We start from the raw sequence: 19,922 nt of genomic DNA, 5'->3' as shown, positions 1-19,922 counted from the left end.
GGGAAGGCTGTAAATGAAAGTAATTACAAAATATTTCTCTTTCTATTTGACAAGTTAACTGCAAATGAAGTCTAATATGTGGTTTATCAAAATTGCCTGTTCGTTGACCGCATCAGGTGATCACTTTTAGTTTTAGTGCCGTCAGCCGCGGCCTCTTTAAAAGGAATAAAAATGGCAACAAAACGTACTTATCAGCCCTCTAAGGTTAAACGTGCACGCACACACGGATTCCTCGTCCGCAGCCGTACTCGCGGTGGCCGCAAGGTCCTTGCTGCTCGTCGTCGTAAAGGCCGTCACGTTTTAGCTCTCTAATAATTTAGAGAGGCTCGCGAAGTAATAAGATGGATTGTGGAGTGCTGACTCAGTCCTTTCCAAAAAGTGTTCGAATTATCAAATCTAAAGATTTTTTAGAGGTTATCAGAGCACGAGGTTCGGGTTTGGTCCGCTTCCATGGAAAATGGTTCGAAGTTAAGGCAAAGCTTATCGATGAAGAACCAAAATTCCTGGTTGGGTTAACTGTCGGTAAACGCTTTGCAAAGCGTTCTGTAGATAGAAATCTGATCAAACGCATATTGAGAGAGGAAATTCGATGCTCCTCTCTCAGTTTGTCTGTAGAGGACGAGCACTCAGCTTTCAGTGTGAGAGTGGTCTTTCGTCTGAAAGCGCCGCTTCCGTCTACTTTATTTCGCACCCCTTACCGGGATTCACTTAAACAAGAAATGAGGGAAGACTGCCGAATTTTGCTCGAACAACTTGTTGAAAAATTAGTTTCCTTACGGATGGAGAAGACTGGTGATTAAGCTGTTTCTTCTTACATTAATCCGTTGCTACCAACTTATTTTTTCACCAATAGTCGGTCATAACTGCAGATTTCTTCCTACCTGCTCCCACTACTCATACACCTCGATTGAAAGATTCGGTGCTGTGAAAGGGTGCTGGCTGACGTTGTTTCGTTTACTGCGGTGCCAGCCTTTTGGCGGGAGTGGAATTGATGAAGTTCCTGAGAAATTTCGTTGGAGATGCTGGTGCAAAAACAGCGACTGCAATAGCGCTTCATCAAACTATATTTTTCAATCCAAATTAGAGAACACAAATCATGGGAAGTGATATTCAACGCGCCCTCCTATGGATTCTTTTCGGTTTATCGGCTTTTATGCTTTATGACCGTTGGGAAGTCTACAACGGAAAACCGCCGTTATTCGGACCCGAAACTCAACAGACTCAAAACGTCTCAGCTCCACAGGGCTCAGCGGATACACCGCAGGCCAGTACAGCATCAGCACTTCCTACAGAAACTGCTGCTGCTCCCAAAGCTGATTTAGTTCATATTGAGACGGATCTTTTAAACCTGTCTATCGATCCTACAGGAGCGGTTATTGTCGGCTCTGAACTGAGGAAAGAAAAACAGACTACTCCTTGGACTGATACCGGCCTTGTCGGCATGGTTCTTGGCAATAAACCCGAGGCTCCGAAAGATGTTGTCCTTTTCACTCAGGAAAAAGGACGCACTTATCTTGCTCAGACAGGATTGATCGGCGGTCCTTACCCTACACATAAGACTGCATTTAAACTTGTTCCCGGTCCGCTGAAGCTTGCAGATGGTCAGGACTCCCTTACTGTTAAATTTGAAGGCGAATCCGGCGGAGTTAAAGTCATTAAGGCTTATACCTTTGAACGCGGTCACTATGGCATTAAAGTAAGTCATGAGGTCGTTAACAACACCGGTAATGACATTACACCTTCTATTTATTTCCAGCTCACTCGTGACGGCGATAAGCCTGAAGGTGAAGGCGCCATGGTTAACTCTTATACTGGTGCTGCAGTCTACACAGATAAGGAAAAATTTCAGAAAGTGTCGTTTAGCGATATCGCTGACGGGGACAGAGATTTCCAAGCTAAGGCAGACAACGGTTGGATCGCTATGATTCAGCATTACTTTGTTTCCGCCTGGGTTCCTACTCCCGGAGTTGAACGCGAAAACTACACAAGAAAAGTCGGAGATAAACTCTACGCCATCGGCTCTATTGAGCAGATCAACACCATTCCCAGCGGCAGTTCTAAGACAATGGACGCTGTTCTGTACTCCGGTCCTCAGGATCAGACAAGACTTGATGCAATTGCGCCGGGACTTTCTCTGGTAGTTGACTACGGATGGCTGACTTTCCTTGCTAAACCGATCTACTGGCTTCTTTCTTTCCTTCACGGAATTGTTGGGAATTGGGGCTGGGCGATCGTTTTACTGACCTGTATTGTTAAAGCTGTGCTTTATCCGCTTTCACTTGCTGGATATCGCTCTATGGCGAAGATGAAAGATCTTGGTCCGAGAATGAAGGCCCTTAAGGAAAAATACGGAGATGATAAACAGCGTCTCAATATGGCGATGATGGAGATGTACAAGACTGAGAAGATTAACCCTGTTGGCGGTTGTCTTCCTATCCTGCTCCAGCTGCCGGTTTTTCTCGCTCTTTACTGGGTGCTTCTGGCTTCAGTCGAGTTAAGAGATGCTCCTTGGATTTTCTGGGTGACCGACCTTGCGGCTCCTGATCCTTGGTTCATTCTTCCTATTCTGATGATCATTACAATGGTCATTCAGTTCAAGCTTAATCCGACTCCTCCTGATCCTGTTCAGGCAAAAATGATGGCTATCATGCCGTTTGTCTTCGGCATCATGTTCATCTTCTTTGCTTCCGGTCTTGTGCTCTACTGGCTGGTGAACAATATTCTTTCGATTGTTCAGCAATACCTTGTCAACAAGCAGATTGCCGCGGATCGAATTAAGAAGCAAACCAACTAATTTATAGCCTGAATTCCCGCTCCTAGATTACAAAAATCGGGGCGGGGATTTTTATTTTCAACTTCTGCATAAGTTCCTTGTAACGCTTTGGGATCTCGTGCCAGAGATATGTGACTTGGCCCTCAGGAGCGAACTTATAGACGGTTAATGCATTAAGTTCACTTATCAGGCGTGGAGCTTGCTCAGGGTCAATGTTGGCGTCCTGCATCCGCTTATGCAGCATCAGTCTTAAACTCAGAGCTAAATACGTGACAAAGACCTTTCCATCTAAAGCTCTCTGCAAACACCTCAATCTTCTGCCGCCGCATCTATCTTTGTAGTTATTAAACGCTTTTTCGACGGTGTCCTTTTGACGGTAAATGTTTAGAGCCTCATCCGGTAAGGAAATTCTGTCAGAACCAAGAAAGAAGAAACCACAACTCTGGCAGAACTGAGCCCAAGCCGGAACATTAAAATCATATTTGACCTTGCCGTCGTCACCTTTTCCGCGTTTGAAGAATCGCTTGAAATACGGTGAGTTAGGCACTTTCCCATTTTTCAGACGCAACTTAAAACTTTCGACTAATTGAGTCATATTCATGACATAGTCAGCTTCTCTTTCTTTGCTGTAATAGATATGGATAAACAACTTGTCCTGTTCGGCGCCATATTTTCTTGTGTTGGAATACCATTGAATTTCGCGCGTTGCACAAAAGCAGTTAACACTGTTTTTAAATGCTGCCGGCAAGCATAGTCTGAGTGATCCGGCCACCTCCTTAAAAGTTTGCTCAACAATTTTTAGCTCTGAACGAAGTCCACAGACAAAGCCTACGTGATTGCGGAACATAATTTGCAGATTATGTTCAGAGCAGAACCCTCTATCCAACACCAGGTTGACATCTTCCGCATCAAGTTTAGCCAGCTGGATAAACAGGTTCTTCAATAAAACAACATCAGCAATAGAACCGTCCAGCACCTTGTAGTAAAGCGGCTCGGCTGTCTTCTCATCGATCAGCAGCGCCAGCTTTAGCATGGCCATGTCAGGGTCTTCTTTGTTATGCCCATAGGTAACCTTATGAATTGTTTGTGAGAAAGAAGACACTGAAGTGGTATCAAATGCCCAGTAACTGTTCTTGTCCAATGCTTTATTAGAGGCAAGACGCAGCTTCAGATATTGCTCGACAGAGGGTTGATAATCGATGGATTCAAATATTTCGGAGATTCTTTGAGAGGGTATAGCGGCAGTCGGATAGAGAGAGTTTTGCGCTATTACATCGTAGTTGGAGACGGTGGCGTCAGGATGGATAACTAAGAATATCGCTAAGGATAGTAACTCTTTCCAATGCTCAGGAAAGACGACCTTTAAGGCTTTAGTTATTCCCGATTGCTTGGCAATTTGCTCTAATACATAGCTGGCTCCGGCATTGAGTGCTTCCGACCGGTTTAAAACAATTTGTGCCACCGGAAGACTGACTTCTGCAATACCAACCGGACAGAGTTTGTTATCGGTAAAAGTTAGTTCAACATCCTTGTATTGAGGATTGTCTCGAAGAAATTTCCTTCCCAATTCCACCTTGCCGTCAATCAGGCGCCCAAGGGTAATTCGGTGTTTGCTATAAGAACGCTGTTTGATCGGATCCCAAGCATTCTGAAATTGGTACAGATAGTCCTTGCCCTTGATATTTACCTTGATGACATGCTCAATGGTCTTCGCAAGCATATGAATCCCTCCAGGTAGATTATATAATTATAATCTATTAAATCAGTTAAAAATAATGCCCAATGCCCGGTTTACGGGCAATTTGGGCACTGTGTGTAACTACTAGTAATATTTATGATCTAGTTTTTGGGAATTCAGGTTATAGATTTCATAGCTTAGGGTCTCTGTTTAATCAGGGGCCCTTTTTTTCTGGGTAGTAAAAATAATCATTGAGACAGCGAAGTCATTTTCATCGGTTCTATTTCTCCGACGGAATAACAGCTTTTCTAACCTAGTTCGCCAAGGTTTACTACTTAATCTGAATCTCGTTTACAAGATGGACTTTCGCTGCTCTGATCTAATATTCTCTGGCGATAAGATTCTTATCCAGTCTTTGAAGAACCATCGGTCCATCTTACTATGCTTTTCTCCGTATCAAGTATCCGATGAGAGGAAGGGGCCAAACCCAAACGCTTATAATCCACAGAAATATACTTTTTGCTGAAGCGGTCTTACTTTTGCTCGTGAGAATAAACAGGACGACGGAACCTAGTATGGTCCAACTAAGGATACATAGGTAAACCGTTACTCTAGCATTGTAAGTATCTCCAAACATGCTGCCAAGATAAGCAGATATCGGCACTGCAAAGAGCACAGCGAGAACCGAGCCGAGCAGTTTTTCGGCTTCGTTCTTATTGTTCTTCAAACTCATATAAAAGGTTGTGAATGTCAGATTCCAAATCGACCCCTATCATAGCAATAGCTACAGGGAACGGTAATGCGGGTATCGGAATATTGAGACTCTCCGGACCTCAGAAAAGTGTGACGGAAATTTCCTCAAAGCTGTTCTCCGGTAAGAAGCTGGAAAGCAGGTATGCATACTTACTTCCGATTCACGATAAAGATGGCGAAATTATTGACAGAGGCATTGTCATTTTCTTTGCAGCACCATTTTCTTATACCGGCGAATCTGTACTTGAAATTCAAGTACATGGCGGTAGGGCTTCATTAGAGTTTATTCAGAACGAACTTCTAGATCGTTTCTCAGATTTAGGTCTGAGACTCGCGAATCCGGGTGAGTTTACAGAGCGGGCTTTTTTAAATGGAAAAATTGATTTAATTCAGGCTGAAGCCACCGCGGATCTCATAGAAGCTTCAACACTGCAGTCAGTCAAAGCCGCCTCTCGTTCACTGAGAGGAGGCTTCTCTAAGGAAATTAGCAAGCTAAATGATGAGCTTATTAACCTCAGAGTTGAAGTTGAGGCGATGCTTGACTTTCCTGAGGAAGAAATTGATTTCATTAATCAGTACGGTTCCAGAGACAAAATTGAATCAATAAAAAAACATCTTGAAGATATTATAAAAAATGCAAAACAAGGGGAAATTATTAGGGATGGTTTAAGAGTTGCGATAATTGGCGAAGCAAATGTGGGGAAATCTAGCTTATTAAACGCGCTAGCCGGAGAAGAAGTTGCAATCGTTTCCGATATTGCAGGCACTACACGGGATCGAATTAAAACTTCGATTAATATCTCCGGAGTTCTCTTTCATTTTGTTGATACAGCCGGTATTCGAGAAACTAATGATGCAATTGAGAAGATCGGTATCGAGAGAAGTAAGCAGGAAATTTCCAATGCTGATATTGTTCTGCAGATATTGGATGTAACGTCGCTTAATGACGAGGATCATAAAAAACTGGATGACTTGTTACACACTATAAAAAAAGAAGATGTTCCTGTTATTCGCGTTTTCAATAAATCCGATCTATTAGACAGTTCGCAGCATTCTGTTTCCATTGTTTCACGTGAAACAGTTATCTCAACCTCTGCTGTCACGGGTGCAGGATTACAGGAACTCAAAAATGCGCTTGTTAAATTATCTGGAGTCACAGATAACTATTCTGTCTATAGTGCAAGAGAGAGACACTTAAACCTTTTAAAAGCAGCCTCCTTACATCTAAATCAAGCTTCAGATTTTATAAAATCCAATAATCCACAATTAGAGTTGTTTGCAGAAGAGCTTAGAGAGAGTTCGGATAATCTGGGAGAGATTATCGGTAAGACAACTTCAGATGATCTGCTAGGTAAGATTTTTAGCGGATTTTGTATCGGTAAATAGTTTGTTCCACGTGAAACATTATGAGTTATTTATATCCAATTAAATACGATGTCATCGTTATCGGCGGTGGTAATGCCGGTATTGAGGCGGCAGCAGCGTGCGCAAGAATGAAGGCGAAGACGCTGCTTGTAACACATAATTTAGATAACTTAGGTCAGCAATCCTGTAATCCATCAATAGGAGGCATCGGAAAAAGTCATCTCGTGAAAGAGGTTGATGCGTTAGACGGATTAATTGCTAAAGCTACTGATTTTTCAGGTATTCAGTTTCGAGTATTAAACGCTTCAAAAGGGGCGGCAGTTCGTGCAACCCGTGCGCAGATCGATCGCCGACTTTACAAATTTGAGATGCGTAAGCGTATCGAATCGATTGAAAACTTAGATTTAATAGAAGAAGCTGCAAACGGTTTGATCGTGAACGGTCATGCCGTTGAGGGTGTATATCTTCGATCTGGTATTGGGGTTCATTCTAAAGCGGTAGTTTTATGTTCGGGAACTTTTCTAAACGGCAAGGTATTTATCGGAGAGACAGTTTATTCAGCAGGTCGAAGCGGAGATCCCGCTTCTATTGAATTAGGGGTCGATCTTGCACAGCTAGGGTTGCCAAGATCACGCTTGAAAACCGGAACTCCTGCTAGACTGGATGGAAGAACAATCGATTTCAGTCGCTGTTCTGAGCAACTTGGTGATTCAAATCCGGTACCCGTGTTTTCGTATATGTGTAGTGCTGAGGATCACCCTGACCAGGTTCCTTGCTGGATCACATCAACTAATGTCTCAACGCATGACATTATTCGAAGGAATATGGACCGCTCACCCTTATATACGGGGATGATTGAGGGAATCGGGCCAAGATACTGCCCTTCGATTGAGGATAAGATTCATCGTTTTAGCGAAAAGGACTCTCACCACGTATTTTTGGAACCAGAAGGACTAAATACCTATGAATATTATCCTAACGGTATCTCAACCAGTCTTCCGTACGATGTTCAGGTCGACTTTATACATTCCATAAAGGGCTTGGAGAATGTACATATCATTCGACCTGGCTATGCGATTGAATATGATTATTACGATCCAACACACCTGAAGGATAATTTAGAAAGTAAGGAATTCTCAAATCTGTTTTTAGCCGGCCAGGTAAATGGAACAACCGGCTATGAAGAGGCGGCAGCACAGGGTCTGATGGCCGGCGTCAATGCGGTTCTGTCCATACGAGGGCGAGAACCGTTCGTTGTCAGGAGATATGAGGGTTATCTTGGTGTGATGATTAATGACCTGATTACGAAAGGTGTTAATGAGCCTTACAGAATGTTCACATCACGGGCGGAATTTCGATTGAGTCTTCGTGAGGACAATGCTGATAAGAGACTTACTGAAGTTGGGTATAAGCTTGGCGTTGTATCAGAAGAGCGTTGGGAATTTTTCTGCAGAAAAGAAGAATTGATTGAACAAGAAACACAAAGACTTAAATCGATCTGGATAAATCCGGGCGTATTAGATGCTCTTTCAGTTGAATCCGTTTTAGGAGAAGATTTAAGTAAAGAAGCGAATCTGTATAACTTACTGAGAAGGCCGGAGCTTGTATACACAGATCTGACAAAACTAAAGATGCAAAACGGTGAATCAGTTCTTAATCCACCGTATCTAGATTCTTCTTTAGCCGATACGCTGGTTACGCGGATTAAATACAAAGGTTATGAAGACAGACAAAGAGAAGAAGTTGAGAAAAATCTCCAGCGTTTGGAAACGGTAATTCCTGATAATTTTGATTATGATTCAGCCAAGGGTCTATCCTTTGAAGTGACTCAAAAACTTAAAAAGATCAGACCGAGGAATTTGGGTGAAGCTCTGCAGATATCAGGTGTAACACCGGCTGCAATTTCTATCTTGCTGGTATATATCAAGAGACATAACAGCAATGGTGCAAAAAATGCAGAATAAGAACTTTGAGAGACTTTCTGAAGGGTTTAAGGCGCTGCATCTTTCGGTTAATGAAGTGAACCTGGAAAAGATGGACAAGTTCCTTCAACTGCTGTTGAAGTGGAACAAGGTATATAACCTCACTTCTATCAATAATGAAACGGAAGCTATTGATAAGCATTTGTTAGACTCTGCTACTTTAATTCCTCTCTTGAAAGAGTTTGAGCAACCGAATGGGAAAACCAGCGTAATGGATGTAGGCTGCGGCGGCGGGCTCCCCGGAATACCTGCAGCTATCCTACTGCCAAACTTCAGGTTTACTTTAGTAGATACAGTGGCAAAGAAAATAGCCTTTGTTAGCCAGGCCATCATCAACTTAAAACTGTTGAATGCTCAGGCGGTAAATGCGAGAGTTGAATCATATTGTCCGGAAGAAAAATTCGATTTAATTACGTCTCGTGCATTTGCTTCTATTTCAACTTTTATAAACCTAACTGAGAAACATCTAAGCAAAAACGGACGTTGGATAGTCATGAAGGGAAAACTCCCTGAAGAAGAGATTGAGAAAATCCCGGATTTTGTTAAGGTTGTTGAAATCAGAAAAGTAGAAATTCCGAATGTTGATTCGGAAAGACATTTGGTTGTATTGAGTAGAAAATAATAAAGTTGAAGTTAACTTTAAGTACTGAACAAAAGGCCTTGCTGAAGTCGCAAGGCCTTTCAGTTAACAGTGTTGAAGACAAAGTTTCCTGTTGTGTTAATTCATCATTACTTAGTAAGTATTCTTCACTTCTTTCGCAGCTGCCGAATTATGCTTTTATCTGCCGCCGATGATAGGTCCGTTTTCTCAAGAGACGGCATTATAGTGATATGACGCTCTTATAACGGATTTCTATTTTTCAGAGAGACTCATTCAAACTGACAGTCAGTTCATTCAGGACAGTGTTAAGGGCATTTTCCAGTCCTTTGACTGCCAGAGGAATTTCTGCTTTTTCAATGTCTGAGGCTGCGCTGAATTGTCTTTGATAAACGAGCTTGTCAAAGGCTGTTGTGGTAACCGAGGCTTGCAGAGCAACCTTAGCCTGGTAAGGCTTGGAAACCGCAGAAATATAAAATTCTGAAATGAAGATCGTCAGCTGATAATCAAACTGTGCAATGGAGTTCGGTAACAGCACAATTCTCCAAGGACCACCGGCGGACAGTTTTTCTCGAATTGCGGCAGCAATGATTTGAGAGGGTGTGGAAACGAGCTGACTGATTTCCGTATTGAACATTCTGTTGTCCTCTCCAAGGACGTAAATCTTTGATGAGTCATATGGCTCGGCAACCATGGGAGGATTGACACGAACGGATGAAAGTCTCCGTTTACTGATGCTGTTCCTGTAAGTAGGCGCTCCTAATGAAATGCTATAAAGCTTGAGAGGAGGTCTTTCCGGAAGTATGGAACAACCTGCAAGGGTCAGAAAAGAGGATTGAAGAAGAAGTCTTCTAAGCATTTTGTACCTTCAATTTCATTTATTACTTAACGGATTGCCGGCCTGCTTGGGTGAAAGCAGCAAACCCGCAGGGTTGTTTGGGATAGATGAAGACAGATTCTTTAAGTTCTCAGCAATTGCATTCAAATTTCTGAGCGTGAGAGCAAGATCGTAACTGTTGGTCTTAATCATGTTGTTGAGATTCTGAGAAAGACTGCTCAAATTCTTAACAAGCTTTTCTGCCTCCGTTCGTTTGGCAAGATTATCTAAACTTGCAGCGGATTTTCTGATTTGCTCAATGAGCTCGTTGAGATGTGAAACATTAATCTCATCTATTTTGTGGTCGGCGTTTACGAAGAGCTGTGTAAGCGAATCACCAAGAGAATTAAATAGATTAGGCTCTAAGCCTTTGGCGATTCTCTCCAAGTTTCCAATCAAAGATTGAAGAACGGGTAAAGTTCCTTCCAGATTTCCTTTCAAATCAAGAGTATCAAGACTTGCAAGGAAATTTTTAACATTCTCTACAATTTCGTTGCTTAAACTCGGGGCTGACGGAATATACAAATACTTTGGAGTCCAACTGAATTTGATTCGATCAGCCGGATATTTGTCACTATCCAAAAATTCCATGGAAAGGTAGAGAGAACCTGTAATACCGGCCAGCTGCGTCTGAACTCTCAATCCGTGAGAAATGTATTCTTTGAGCTGCTTTTTTACTTCTTCATCCGCAAGGTTGATTTTCATTCGGACAACAGCGACGGAGTTCTTTTCTGAGAGAATCTCCTGATGATTCGAAGGGTAGGCTTCCGATGATAGAAGAATTTCTTCCACCTCCCCTACCGGTATTCCTCTAAATTTAACTGGAGATCCAACTTCAAGCCCGCTAATAGAAAACATGAAATACGTTTCGAGGTGACTCTGAGGACGAAAAAGATTCGGACCTACTATGACACCGATCGAAAGGACGGCCAGAACAATGGCTGTCAAAACAAACAGACCCAGCCGAAAATAATTTGCTCTATTGTTCATTTAATTCTCCGAATCAGGCTCTGCATTAAAAAATTGCCTTACCCACGGATTGGGCGAGTTCTCCTGAAGCTCTTTTGGATTTCCATCAGCAATGATGGATTTTGTCTTCGGATCCAGCATCAGACACCTGTCCGCAATTCTGAAAATGCTTTGCAGTTCATGACTGACAATAACAAAGGTACAGCCGAGTTCGTCCCTTAGCTTTTTGATAGTCTCGTCAAGATTGGCCGAAGTGATCGGATCTAAACCCGCACTTGGCTCATCAAGAAGAAGAATAGTTGCACCTAAAGAAAGTGCTCTGGCGATACCTGCCCTTTTGATCATGCCTCCGGAAAGCTCACCAGGCATGAGATTAGCGGCTGCAGGCATCTCAAGCGCATTCAGAAGCATTAGAGACGTTAGATTCTTAGCTTTCATTGGCAGGTCGGTGAACTGATCCAAAGGAAAGCGTACGTTTTCGAGAACGCTGAGGGAACCAAAAAGAGCGCCGCTTTGATACATAATGCCCAGACTGCGCTGGATATTCGGGATTTCGTTTCCCGAGTGAATAATACTTTTCCCTCTGATGAGTATGTCACCGGACAAAGGCGGATTAAGACCAATAATTGTTTTCATTAATGTCGACTTTCCGCATCCGGAACCTCCCATAATAAAAACAATCTGACGATCGTATATGTCAAAAGAGACATTATCCAAGAGAACTTTTCCCGGCCATCCCATTGTCAGGTTTTTAACCTGAATAACAGATTCTCTTTCCTTCATGGTTAAAATCCTAATCGGTTGGTGAGCAGAGCTGCGGCTCCGTCAATCAGAACGATCCAGACAATGCTTTTGACGACGGACTTAGTCGTCGAATCACCCACAGCAGCTGCGCCCGCACCCGTATTCATGCCGCATTCACAGCCGATTAAGGCGATAACAAATCCAAAAATAACCGCCTTTATAAGGCCGAAAAAAACATCCGTCGCAGAAATTGAGTGGATGAGCTGGATGTAAAACTGCGTGAATGTAATATCGTAAAGCCTCATGACCAGGCCGCCGCCTAATACACCAAGTATCGTGGCAAATACAGAAAGAAGCGGGAGGACAAGTGAAGAGGCGATTAATCTAGGAACCACAAGAAAATAGACCGGGTCAAGACCGAACGTGGTAATTGCATTAAGTTCTTCACTTACCTTTTGCGTTCCAATCTGCGCGGCAAACGCTGAACCGGTACGACCTGCAAATAAAATAGCGGTCATTAGAGGACCAAGTTCGCGTGTCATGGCAATTCCAATACCATTGACGACAAAGATGACAGCACCAAAAATTTTCGCAACGAGCGCTGTTTCAAATGCAATGATGACGCCCATTAAAAAACCGATGAGGCAAATAATGGTGACTGCTTTACTTCCGCTCTCATCCGAAATATCGTAAATCTCTCTGAATCTGATCAGTGAGGGATGAATAAGGACACCAAAAAGAGCGCATATGCATGAGCCTAAAAAAGTGATGCTCTTTTTTGTATCGGTAACTTTATCGGCTAGCCACTTACCTAATGTGCTGACGAACCCTAATTTCTCACGCTCTGTTAAGTCCGGTGAAAAATTCCGAAGCATCGTCGCGTATACGCTTTCAAGATCAGCGGAAAGATTAATGAGCTGGAATCTCTCCGGCTGCCGTCTTATTTCATAGAGTAAAGTTAAGCCGCTTTCATCACAGAATTTAACTGCGGCAGCGTCTACTGTTCGCACTTGTCCGGCGTCCGCGGCATTGAGAACTTGCTCCCAAAGAGGAGAAGAATCCTCTGCGGTCAGACGATCGGGAAGTTTGATGGGATCACTCATTTCTGTATTCCAGCTATCTGATACATCGGTCAAAGTTTTGCCCTGTACGAAACATTCTAGAGGACGGAAGATTAAAATGTCCTAAGCATTACCGTCTTGAGACTACTTATAGACAATTTGAATCAGTCTTTGACGGCACTGTTCCTTTCGGTGAAAAATAAAATTAAATCTCTGTAAAATTGTGCGGTTACTTAGTGGGTTTAGAAAGAAATCTTAAATGTCAAAGATTTACTGTATTGCAAATCAAAAGGGCGGAGTCGGTAAGACCACGACCGCTGTTAACTTAGCGGCAGCACTTGCCGAGATGTCTTATCGCGTCCTTCTAATTGACCTTGACCCTCAAGGTAATGCAACTACGGGAAGCGGTATCGATAAAGTGAAGCTGCTTCCTTCGATTTATGAAGCAATTATTGGTCAGGCTGATTTAAAGAGAGTGATCACTCACTCACAAAATGGCTACGATGTTGCCGGAGCAAACAGACGACTTGCCTCTGCAGAAGAAGAGCTTCTGGGGGCCGAACAGAAGGAATTGGCGCTTAAGAAACTCCTCTCCCCTCTTGAAGACGAATACGACGTCGTTCTGATTGATTGCCCGCCGACATTGTCGATCTTAACCATTAATGCTTTCAGTGCTTCAGCGGGTCTGATTATCCCGATGACTTGCGAGTACTTTTCCCTTGAGGGTGTATCCGATTTGCTTCTGACGATTCGCGCAGTGCGTGAACAAATAAACGGAGATCTGGTTATATCCGGTCTGCTTCGTGTGAAGTTTGATCCGAGAATCACTCTTCAGCGACAGGTTAGCGATCAGTTGACTGAGTTCTTTGGAAAATCTATGTTTGGTTCGGTTGTACCTACGAATGTTCGCTTAGCGGAAGCACCGAGTCATGGGCTGTCCGGTCTGAACTATGACTCGAGCTCAAGAGGAGCCCAGGCCTATAGATCATTTGCCGAGGAATTTGCAAAACGGGAAAAACTCCACAAGTTGATTAAACGCGGAAAGAAAGGTAAATAAATTGGTAACAAGAAAACCCAAAGGATTAGGAAAAGGCTTAGATAATTTTTTTGGCGTGAAGAGCGTTGCTGATGTCCTTGATACATCCCCGGACGAAACTTTACCTTCGACCCTTCCCATCAACTCTCTGCATCCCGGAAAGTTCCAGCCGAGGACAAAGTTTGAACAGGATTCTCTGAAAGATTTATCAGATTCAATTAAAGCAAACGGCATTCTTAACCCGATTGTTGTGAGAAGGACGGATGCGGACAAATTTGAGATTCTCGCCGGTGAACGCCGCTATCAGGCTGCATTATTAGCCGGTTTGAAAAAAGTCCCAGTTCGTATTCTGGGTGTAAACGATAAGCAGGCAATGATAATCGGGCTTGTTGAGAATCTGCAACGCGAGGACCTTAATGTGATGGAAGTCGCAGCTGGGTTGGAGCGTTTGGTTCAGGAATTTAAGTACAGCCACGAAGAAATAGCGGCAGCTATCGGGCGGTCACGTCCGATGATCAGCAATATTCTTCGCTTGCTTTCATTACCCCAAGAGATTCAGGATATGGTTCGTGAGGGGCAACTCGATATGGGGCACGCCAGATGCCTTCTTTCGCTTCCGGAAAAAGAGAGAATTTCTGCAGCGAACCTGATCATTTCGAAGGATTTATCCGTTAGACAGACTGAAGAGCTTGTCCGGAGGATGAAAGAACAGTCTGAGCAAAAGGATCAGCCGAAAGCGCCTTCTGAAAAAAACAAAGAATGGGCGTCATACGAGAAAGAACTCTCAAAAATCCTAAACCTGAAAGTAAAGGTTACATCCGGCGATTCGGGAAAGGGAGTTCTGCGCATTTCATTTGACTCGAAAAAAGATATGGAAGAGCTTATGAGGCTCTTAAGTCGTTAAAAACGTAACAAAATATACCTGTATCCATATAAACCCTTCGGTAGAACGGATGATATTCTGCGGTTTGAGTTGCTCAGATTAAGCTAAGTTATTAGAATTCACGTGTTTCTACAGGACGGTCTGAAGACAATTGTTTTTATGAAAGCGTTAAGAAGAGTTGTTTTCTGCCAACTGATAGCCTGTCTGATTTGTACAGTTGCTGCGCTGGCCATTGGCGGAAGTGCGGCGGCTGTGTCGTCCTTATTAGGTGGTGCTGTGTGTGCGCTCCCGTCTTTCTTGGTTATTTTTTTGATGTACTTAACCAGGAACAGAGCCGCAAGTCCTCTAGGGATATTTGTTTTTGAATTTATCAAGGTTTCGCTGGTCATCTTAGGATTTCTCAGCGTCGCTTTGTTTTATAAAGAACTTAACTGGTTAGCGTTTATTTTGTCGGCCGGCGTAGTTCTATTAAGTCACGTTTTTGCTTTAGCTAGCAGGGAATAATTAAGGATTAACAATCATGGCAGGCACGGCTACTGAGTATATTCAGCACCACTTAACGCATCTGTCCACAGTAAAGCAGACAAGCATTGTTGACTTTTCTGTTTTTAACTTCGACACGGCAGTATTCTCTATCGCAATGATGATTCTTGCGCTTTGGGTTTTATACTCAGCGGCCAGGAAAGCGACCACCGGAGTTCCGGGGAAATGGCAGTGTGCTGTTGAAATGCTTGTTGAGATGGTTTCTGATCAGGCGAAATCTATCGTTCACGGAGACAGAACCTTCATCGCTCCGCTTGCTCTGACAGTTTTTGTTTGGGTTACCTTTATGAATGCAATCGACCTTATCCCGGTTGATTTGCTCCCCGCCATCGGCAGCTGGTTCGGAATTCACTATCTGCGTCCGCTTCCAACTGCCGACTTGAACGGTTCGCTCGGCATTTCCTGCGGCGTGCTTCTTCTCATGATCTACTACGGTATTAAGATCAAGGGTATTGCCGGTTTCAACAAAGAGCTTTTCACAGCGCCTTTCGGTAATTTCATCCTGCTCTGGCCGTTTAATTTCCTTTTAAACATCATCGAATACATTGCTAAAACAGTCTCTCTGGGTATGCGACTCTTCGGCAACATGTATGCCGGTGAACTGCTGTTCTTCCTGATCGCTCTGCTTACAGGTATGCTTTGGCAGGGAGAAATCGGAATGACTGCTTTCGGTGTGATCGGCCAGTTCTTTGCTGGTCTCTGCTGGTGGCTTTTCCATATTCTTATTGTTTTACTTCAGGCCTTCATTATGATGATGCTGACTCTGGTTTACATCGGTCAGTCTCATGAAGGACACTAATTATTTTCTTTCTTTTGATTTAAACACGTCATATTAAACAAGGAGTTCGTTATGACAAACGTCGCTTATGTTGCATTAGCTTGTGGCCTGATTATTGGCTTTGGTGCTTTCGGTGCCTGTATCGGTATCGCTATCATGGGTTCCAAGTATCTTGAAGCCTCTGCTCGCCAGCCTGAGCTCATCAACACACTGCAGACCAAGATGTTCCTTCTCGCCGGCCTTATCGATGCTGCGTTCCTTATCGGTGTTGGTATCGCCATGATGTTCGCCTTTGCTAACCCGTTTGTCGGCTAATCAGCCAAACCTTCGTTGCGGTTTTTATAGACAAACTGCATTTGCTCAGCAAATGCTTAACGGGATTAGAAAATGAACATTAATGCCACATTGTTCGTACAGATGGCCGTGTTCTTCGTCGGTGCTTGGATCACCATGAAGTTCATTTGGCCACCGCTCAATCGAGCAATCGAAGAGCGGCAGAAAAAGATTGCTGACGGTTTAGCCGCAGCTGATCGCGGCGAACATGCTTTGGAAGAAGCGAAAAAAGAAGGAGCTTCCATCGAAGCTGCCGCTCGAGCCCAGTCTCAGGTTATTGTTGCTCAGGGCGAAAAGCGTGGTCAGGCTATTATCGACGAAGCCAAAGAACAGGCTCAGGTCGAAGCCGATAAGATCATTGCCGCGGCTCGTGCACAGGCTGCTCAGGAAATCCAGGCTGCCAAAGACGTTCTTAGGGATCAGGTTGCAAATTTGGCTGTGTCCGGAGCTTCCCAGATCCTGGGTAAAGAAGTCGATGCTTCGGCTCACCAGCAATTACTTGACCAACTTAAGGCGAAATTGTAATCATGGCAGAGATCTCAACTATCGCACGTCCTTATGCCGAAGCGTTGCTTAAGGCTGTTAAGGACAGTAAAGAAGAGGGTTTGGCTGACAAGCTTTTGCCTGTTCTCGACGTGCTGGATGAGATCGTTGAGGATCCTAAGCTCAAAGAATTATCTAACGATCCTTCTTTGACCGTGAACCAAACTTACGATCTTATTCGAGGAATGCTCGGTGATAAGGTTCCTGCCGAAGCCGAAAACCTCCTCAAATTAGTAATCGAAAACGGAAGACTCGAAGCTCTTCCTCAGATCACTGCACAATTTCGTCATTTGCTCAATCAGGAAAATCATGAGGCCGACGTTCTTATCGAAAGCGCATACCCCATGAATGATGAGCAGTTAGCTGACCTTGTCAAGGCTCTGGAAAAGAAATTCCCGAACCTGAAACTTCTGCCCAAGGTTGTCGTTGACAACTCTTTGATCGGCGGAGTCCGCGTTACAGTCGGTGACAAGGTGCTTGATGGCACAGTTAAGGCAAGACTTGAGCAAATGAAGTCTCGCCTCACAAGTTAATTACGGAGCTGATAGCTATGCAACTCAATCCGAGTGAAATTAGCGAGCTGCTGAAGCAGCGAATCGAAGGTATGGGTCTGAATACCAACCTTCGTACCGAAGGTACAGTCGTATCTGTTACCGACGGTATTTGTCGTGTCCACGGACTTTCCGATGTGATGCAGGGTGAAATGCTTGAGTTCCCCAACAACACCTACGGTCTCGCTCTTAACCTTGAAAGAGACTCTGTCGGTGCTGTTATTCTGGGTAGCTATGAACATATCTCCGAAGGCGACATTGTTAAAACTACCGGCCGAATCCTTCAGGTCCCCGTCGGACGCGCCCTGATCGGTCGTGTCGTTAACGCTCTTGGTCAGCCGATTGACGGCAAAGGCCCGATCGTTACCGACGAATATGACGTTGTTGAAAAGGTTGCTCCTGGCGTTATCGAACGTCAGTCTGTTAGCCAGCCTGTCCAGACCGGTCTTAAGTCTGTTGACTCTATGGTTCCTATCGGACGCGGTCAGCGTGAATTGATCATTGGCGACCGTCAGACTGGAAAGACTGCTGTTGCTATCGATACCATCATCAATCAGAAAGGCAAAGACCTTATCTGTATTTATGTTGCGATCGGCCAAAAGGCTTCTACGATTGCCAACGTTGTTCGTAAGCTCGAAGAATACGGCGCAATGGATTACACCATCGTCGTTGCGGCTTCCGCTTCCGAATCTGCAGCCATGCAGTACATTGCTCCTTACTCCGGAGCAACAATGGGTGAATACTTCCGCGACCGCGGTGAGGACTCTCTCATTGTTTATGATGACTTGACCAAGCAGGCTTGGGCCTATCGTCAGATTTCCCTGCTGCTTCGCCGTCCGCCGGGACGTGAAGCCTACCCTGGCGACGTTTTCTATCTGCACAGCCGTCTGCTCGAAAGAGCTGCGCGTGTCAACCCGGAATACGTCGAACGCTTTACCAAGGGTGCTGTCAAGGGTAAGACTGGTTCTATGACTGCTCTTCCGATTATTGAAACACAGGCAGGCGACGTTACAGCGTTCGTTCCGACCAACGTGATTTCTATTACCGACGGTCAGATCTTCTTGGAAACCGACCTCTTTAACGCCGGTATCCGTCCTCCGATCAACCCCGGTATCTCGGTTTCTCGAGTCGGCGGTGCTGCTCAGACCAAAGTTATTAAGAAACTTGGCGGCGGTGTACGTCTGGCCCTGGCTCAGTACCGTGAACTTGCTGCGTTTGCTCAGTTTGCTTCCGACCTTGACGAAGCGACACGCAAACAGCTGGAACGCGGCCGTATCGTTACCGAACTCATGAAACAGCCTCAGTACCAGCCTCTTCAGGTTTGGGAAGAAGCTCTCGTACTTTTCGCCATCAACATGGGTGCCTATGATGATGTCGAAGTTAAGGATGCTCTGAAAGTCGAAAACGCGATGCAGGATTACATGAAGATTAATCATGCTGATCTGATCGGACGTATTGAAGAGACAAAGCAGCTCTCTAAGGAAGATGAACAACTTCTGACAGAAGCTGTCAAAGAGTTCAAGAAATCCGGTGCTTTCTAATTGAGCAACGTTAGAGGATCCTAATGCCAAGTACCAAAGAAATTCGAGCCAAGATCAGATCGGTTCAAAACACCCGTAAGATCACAAAGGCGATGGAGATGGTGGCCGCTTCCAAGATGAAGAAGGCCCAGGATCGTATGCGTGCGGCCCGTCCGTACGGCGATACCATCCGTAACTTAATCGGTCACCTGGCAGAAGCTTCAACAGAAGCCGTTCATCCGTTCCTCCGCAAGTCTGCGGAGGAAAAGAACATCGGCTTGATTGTTGTTTCAACCGATAAGGGTTTGGCCGGCGCTTTGAATACCAATATTCAGAGACTTTTGGCTCATACCCTTAGAGATTGGGCGCATGAAGGTAAGAAAGTTGAAGCGACTGCTATTGGAAACAAAGGATTAGGTTTCCTCCAGCGCATCGGTGTGCCAATTGTCTCGCAGGTCGTTCAGCTCGGTGATCGTCCAAATTTGGAACGCTTGCTCGGAGCGATTAAAGTTCAGATCGAAGCCTATCAGGAAGGCCGTGTAGACCACGTCTACATCGCCTACTCCCGTTTCATCAATGCGATGAAGCAGGAACCTGTGATTGAACAGCTTCTTCCTTTGCCGAAATCGGCCGTTGAGACGGACAAACATCAAAACTCTTGGGACTACATCTATGAACCTAGCCCTGAAGAAGTTTTAAAGGTTCTGCTCAAGCGTTACGTTGAAGCGCTTATTTATCAGGCAGTAGCGGAAAACATGGCAAGCGAACAGAGTGCTCGTATGGTCGCCATGAAGGCCGCATCTGATAACGCTAAGAAGCTTATCGACGATCTGCAACTGGTCTACAACAAGACACGTCAGGCCGGCATTACTAAGGAAATCACCGAAATCGTCGGTGGCGCCGCGGCTGTGTCTTAATTGAAAAGAAATCGAAAC

General features: G+C 44.4%; 21 protein-coding genes. 16 read left to right on the top strand and 5 right to left on the bottom strand.

What is annotated here, in order from left to right:
- Positions 1 to 171: 171 nt before the first annotated feature.
- From rpmH to yidC, 4 genes are read left to right on the top strand one after another with little or no spacing between them, the layout of a single operon-like run.
- Entirely contained in the window at positions 172 to 312 is a 141-nt protein-coding gene (rpmH, locus tag AC6I1F_RS11985) for a 50S ribosomal protein L34 (protein WP_008810341.1), read from the top strand.
- Between the two features lie 29 nt (positions 313 to 341).
- The gene (locus AC6I1F_RS11980; RefSeq protein WP_289702581.1) at positions 342 to 800 is read left to right on the top strand and encodes a ribonuclease P protein component; all 459 of its coding nucleotides are present in this window, start codon (positions 342 to 344) and stop codon (positions 798 to 800) included.
- Positions 793 to 1,107, top strand: coding sequence for a membrane protein insertion efficiency factor YidD (gene yidD, locus AC6I1F_RS11975; RefSeq protein WP_160336109.1), 315 nt, complete (start codon positions 793 to 795; stop codon positions 1,105 to 1,107). The genes AC6I1F_RS11980 and yidD overlap by 8 nt, the downstream gene beginning before the upstream one ends.
- Complete coding sequence (gene yidC / locus AC6I1F_RS11970) at positions 1,097 to 2,794, top strand: membrane protein insertase YidC (RefSeq protein WP_160336110.1); 1,698 nt, start codon at positions 1,097 to 1,099, stop codon at positions 2,792 to 2,794. The genes yidD and yidC overlap by 11 nt, the downstream gene beginning before the upstream one ends.
- A 22-nt stretch (positions 2,795 to 2,816) precedes the next feature.
- Here the strand turns inward: yidC and AC6I1F_RS11965 are convergent, their stop codons facing one another.
- The gene (locus AC6I1F_RS11965; RefSeq protein WP_304625379.1) at positions 2,817 to 4,493 is read right to left on the bottom strand and encodes an IS1634 family transposase; all 1,677 of its coding nucleotides are present in this window, start codon (positions 4,491 to 4,493) and stop codon (positions 2,817 to 2,819) included.
- 705 nt (positions 4,494 to 5,198) lie between these two features.
- On the opposite strand from AC6I1F_RS11965, the gene mnmE reads away from it, so the two are divergent.
- From mnmE to rsmG, 3 genes are read left to right on the top strand one after another with little or no spacing between them, the layout of a single operon-like run.
- Positions 5,199 to 6,590, top strand: coding sequence for a tRNA uridine-5-carboxymethylaminomethyl(34) synthesis GTPase MnmE (gene mnmE / locus AC6I1F_RS11960; RefSeq protein ID WP_290432537.1), 1,392 nt, complete (start codon positions 5,199 to 5,201; stop codon positions 6,588 to 6,590).
- Positions 6,591 to 6,610: 20 nt separating this feature from the next.
- Complete coding sequence (gene mnmG / locus AC6I1F_RS11955) at positions 6,611 to 8,533, top strand: tRNA uridine-5-carboxymethylaminomethyl(34) synthesis enzyme MnmG (RefSeq protein ID WP_251570229.1); 1,923 nt, start codon at positions 6,611 to 6,613, stop codon at positions 8,531 to 8,533.
- A complete protein-coding gene (gene rsmG / locus AC6I1F_RS11950) occupies positions 8,523 to 9,173 on the top strand; it encodes a 16S rRNA (guanine(527)-N(7))-methyltransferase RsmG (RefSeq protein ID WP_251451449.1) in 651 nt (216 codons plus the stop codon). The genes mnmG and rsmG overlap by 11 nt, the downstream gene beginning before the upstream one ends.
- A 238-nt stretch (positions 9,174 to 9,411) precedes the next feature.
- Here the strand turns inward: rsmG and AC6I1F_RS11945 are convergent, their stop codons facing one another.
- From AC6I1F_RS11945 to AC6I1F_RS11930, 4 genes are read right to left on the bottom strand one after another with little or no spacing between them, the layout of a single operon-like run.
- Positions 9,412 to 10,008: an ABC-type transport auxiliary lipoprotein family protein gene (locus AC6I1F_RS11945; protein WP_251451448.1), complete on the bottom strand. Its 597-nt coding sequence runs from the start codon at positions 10,006 to 10,008 to the stop codon at positions 9,412 to 9,414.
- A 15-nt stretch (positions 10,009 to 10,023) separates the two neighbouring features.
- The gene (locus AC6I1F_RS11940) at positions 10,024 to 11,016 is read right to left on the bottom strand and encodes an MlaD family protein (protein ID WP_251570228.1); all 993 of its coding nucleotides are present in this window, start codon (positions 11,014 to 11,016) and stop codon (positions 10,024 to 10,026) included.
- On the bottom strand, positions 11,017 to 11,778 hold the full coding sequence (locus AC6I1F_RS11935) for an ABC transporter ATP-binding protein (RefSeq protein ID WP_160335996.1): 762 nt from the start codon (positions 11,776 to 11,778) through the stop codon (positions 11,017 to 11,019).
- Between the two features lie 2 nt (positions 11,779 to 11,780).
- Positions 11,781 to 12,842: an ABC transporter permease gene (locus tag AC6I1F_RS11930; RefSeq protein WP_251451444.1), complete on the bottom strand. Its 1,062-nt coding sequence runs from the start codon at positions 12,840 to 12,842 to the stop codon at positions 11,781 to 11,783.
- A gap of 217 nt (positions 12,843 to 13,059) precedes the next feature.
- Between AC6I1F_RS11930 and AC6I1F_RS11925 the strand changes: the two genes are divergently transcribed.
- The 9 genes from AC6I1F_RS11925 (at position 13,060) to atpG (ending at position 19,904) form a co-directional block, all read left to right on the top strand.
- The gene (locus AC6I1F_RS11925; protein ID WP_251451443.1) at positions 13,060 to 13,857 is read left to right on the top strand and encodes a ParA family protein; all 798 of its coding nucleotides are present in this window, start codon (positions 13,060 to 13,062) and stop codon (positions 13,855 to 13,857) included.
- Between the two features lies 1 nt (position 13,858).
- Positions 13,859 to 14,740 (top strand): ParB/RepB/Spo0J family partition protein, encoded by an 882-nt coding sequence (locus AC6I1F_RS11920; RefSeq protein ID WP_160335993.1) that lies wholly within the window; start codon positions 13,859 to 13,861, stop codon positions 14,738 to 14,740.
- A gap of 138 nt (positions 14,741 to 14,878) precedes the next feature.
- Positions 14,879 to 15,223, top strand: a complete 345-nt coding sequence (locus tag AC6I1F_RS11915; protein ID WP_160335992.1) for an ATP synthase subunit I — start codon at positions 14,879 to 14,881, stop codon at positions 15,221 to 15,223.
- Between the two features lie 16 nt (positions 15,224 to 15,239).
- Positions 15,240 to 16,061, top strand: coding sequence for a F0F1 ATP synthase subunit A (gene atpB, locus AC6I1F_RS11910; RefSeq protein ID WP_160335991.1), 822 nt, complete (start codon positions 15,240 to 15,242; stop codon positions 16,059 to 16,061).
- 51 nt (positions 16,062 to 16,112) lie between these two features.
- The gene (gene atpE, locus AC6I1F_RS11905; protein WP_008810358.1) at positions 16,113 to 16,355 is read left to right on the top strand and encodes a F0F1 ATP synthase subunit C; all 243 of its coding nucleotides are present in this window, start codon (positions 16,113 to 16,115) and stop codon (positions 16,353 to 16,355) included.
- Between the two features lie 72 nt (positions 16,356 to 16,427).
- Positions 16,428 to 16,898: a F0F1 ATP synthase subunit B gene (locus tag AC6I1F_RS11900; protein ID WP_160335990.1), complete on the top strand. Its 471-nt coding sequence runs from the start codon at positions 16,428 to 16,430 to the stop codon at positions 16,896 to 16,898.
- 2 nt (positions 16,899 to 16,900) lie between these two features.
- Positions 16,901 to 17,449 (top strand): F0F1 ATP synthase subunit delta, encoded by a 549-nt coding sequence (locus tag AC6I1F_RS11895; protein WP_160335989.1) that lies wholly within the window; start codon positions 16,901 to 16,903, stop codon positions 17,447 to 17,449.
- Positions 17,450 to 17,466: 17 nt separating this feature from the next.
- Positions 17,467 to 19,008 (top strand): F0F1 ATP synthase subunit alpha, encoded by a 1,542-nt coding sequence (gene atpA, locus AC6I1F_RS11890; protein ID WP_160335988.1) that lies wholly within the window; start codon positions 17,467 to 17,469, stop codon positions 19,006 to 19,008.
- Between the two features lie 23 nt (positions 19,009 to 19,031).
- The gene (gene atpG / locus AC6I1F_RS11885; RefSeq protein ID WP_251451439.1) at positions 19,032 to 19,904 is read left to right on the top strand and encodes a F0F1 ATP synthase subunit gamma; all 873 of its coding nucleotides are present in this window, start codon (positions 19,032 to 19,034) and stop codon (positions 19,902 to 19,904) included.
- The last annotated feature ends 18 nt before the right edge of the window (positions 19,905 to 19,922 follow it).

Source organism: Parasutterella sp. St.1A3 (assembly GCF_059728705.1).
This window is presented reverse-complemented; position numbering and strand designations above follow the sequence as displayed.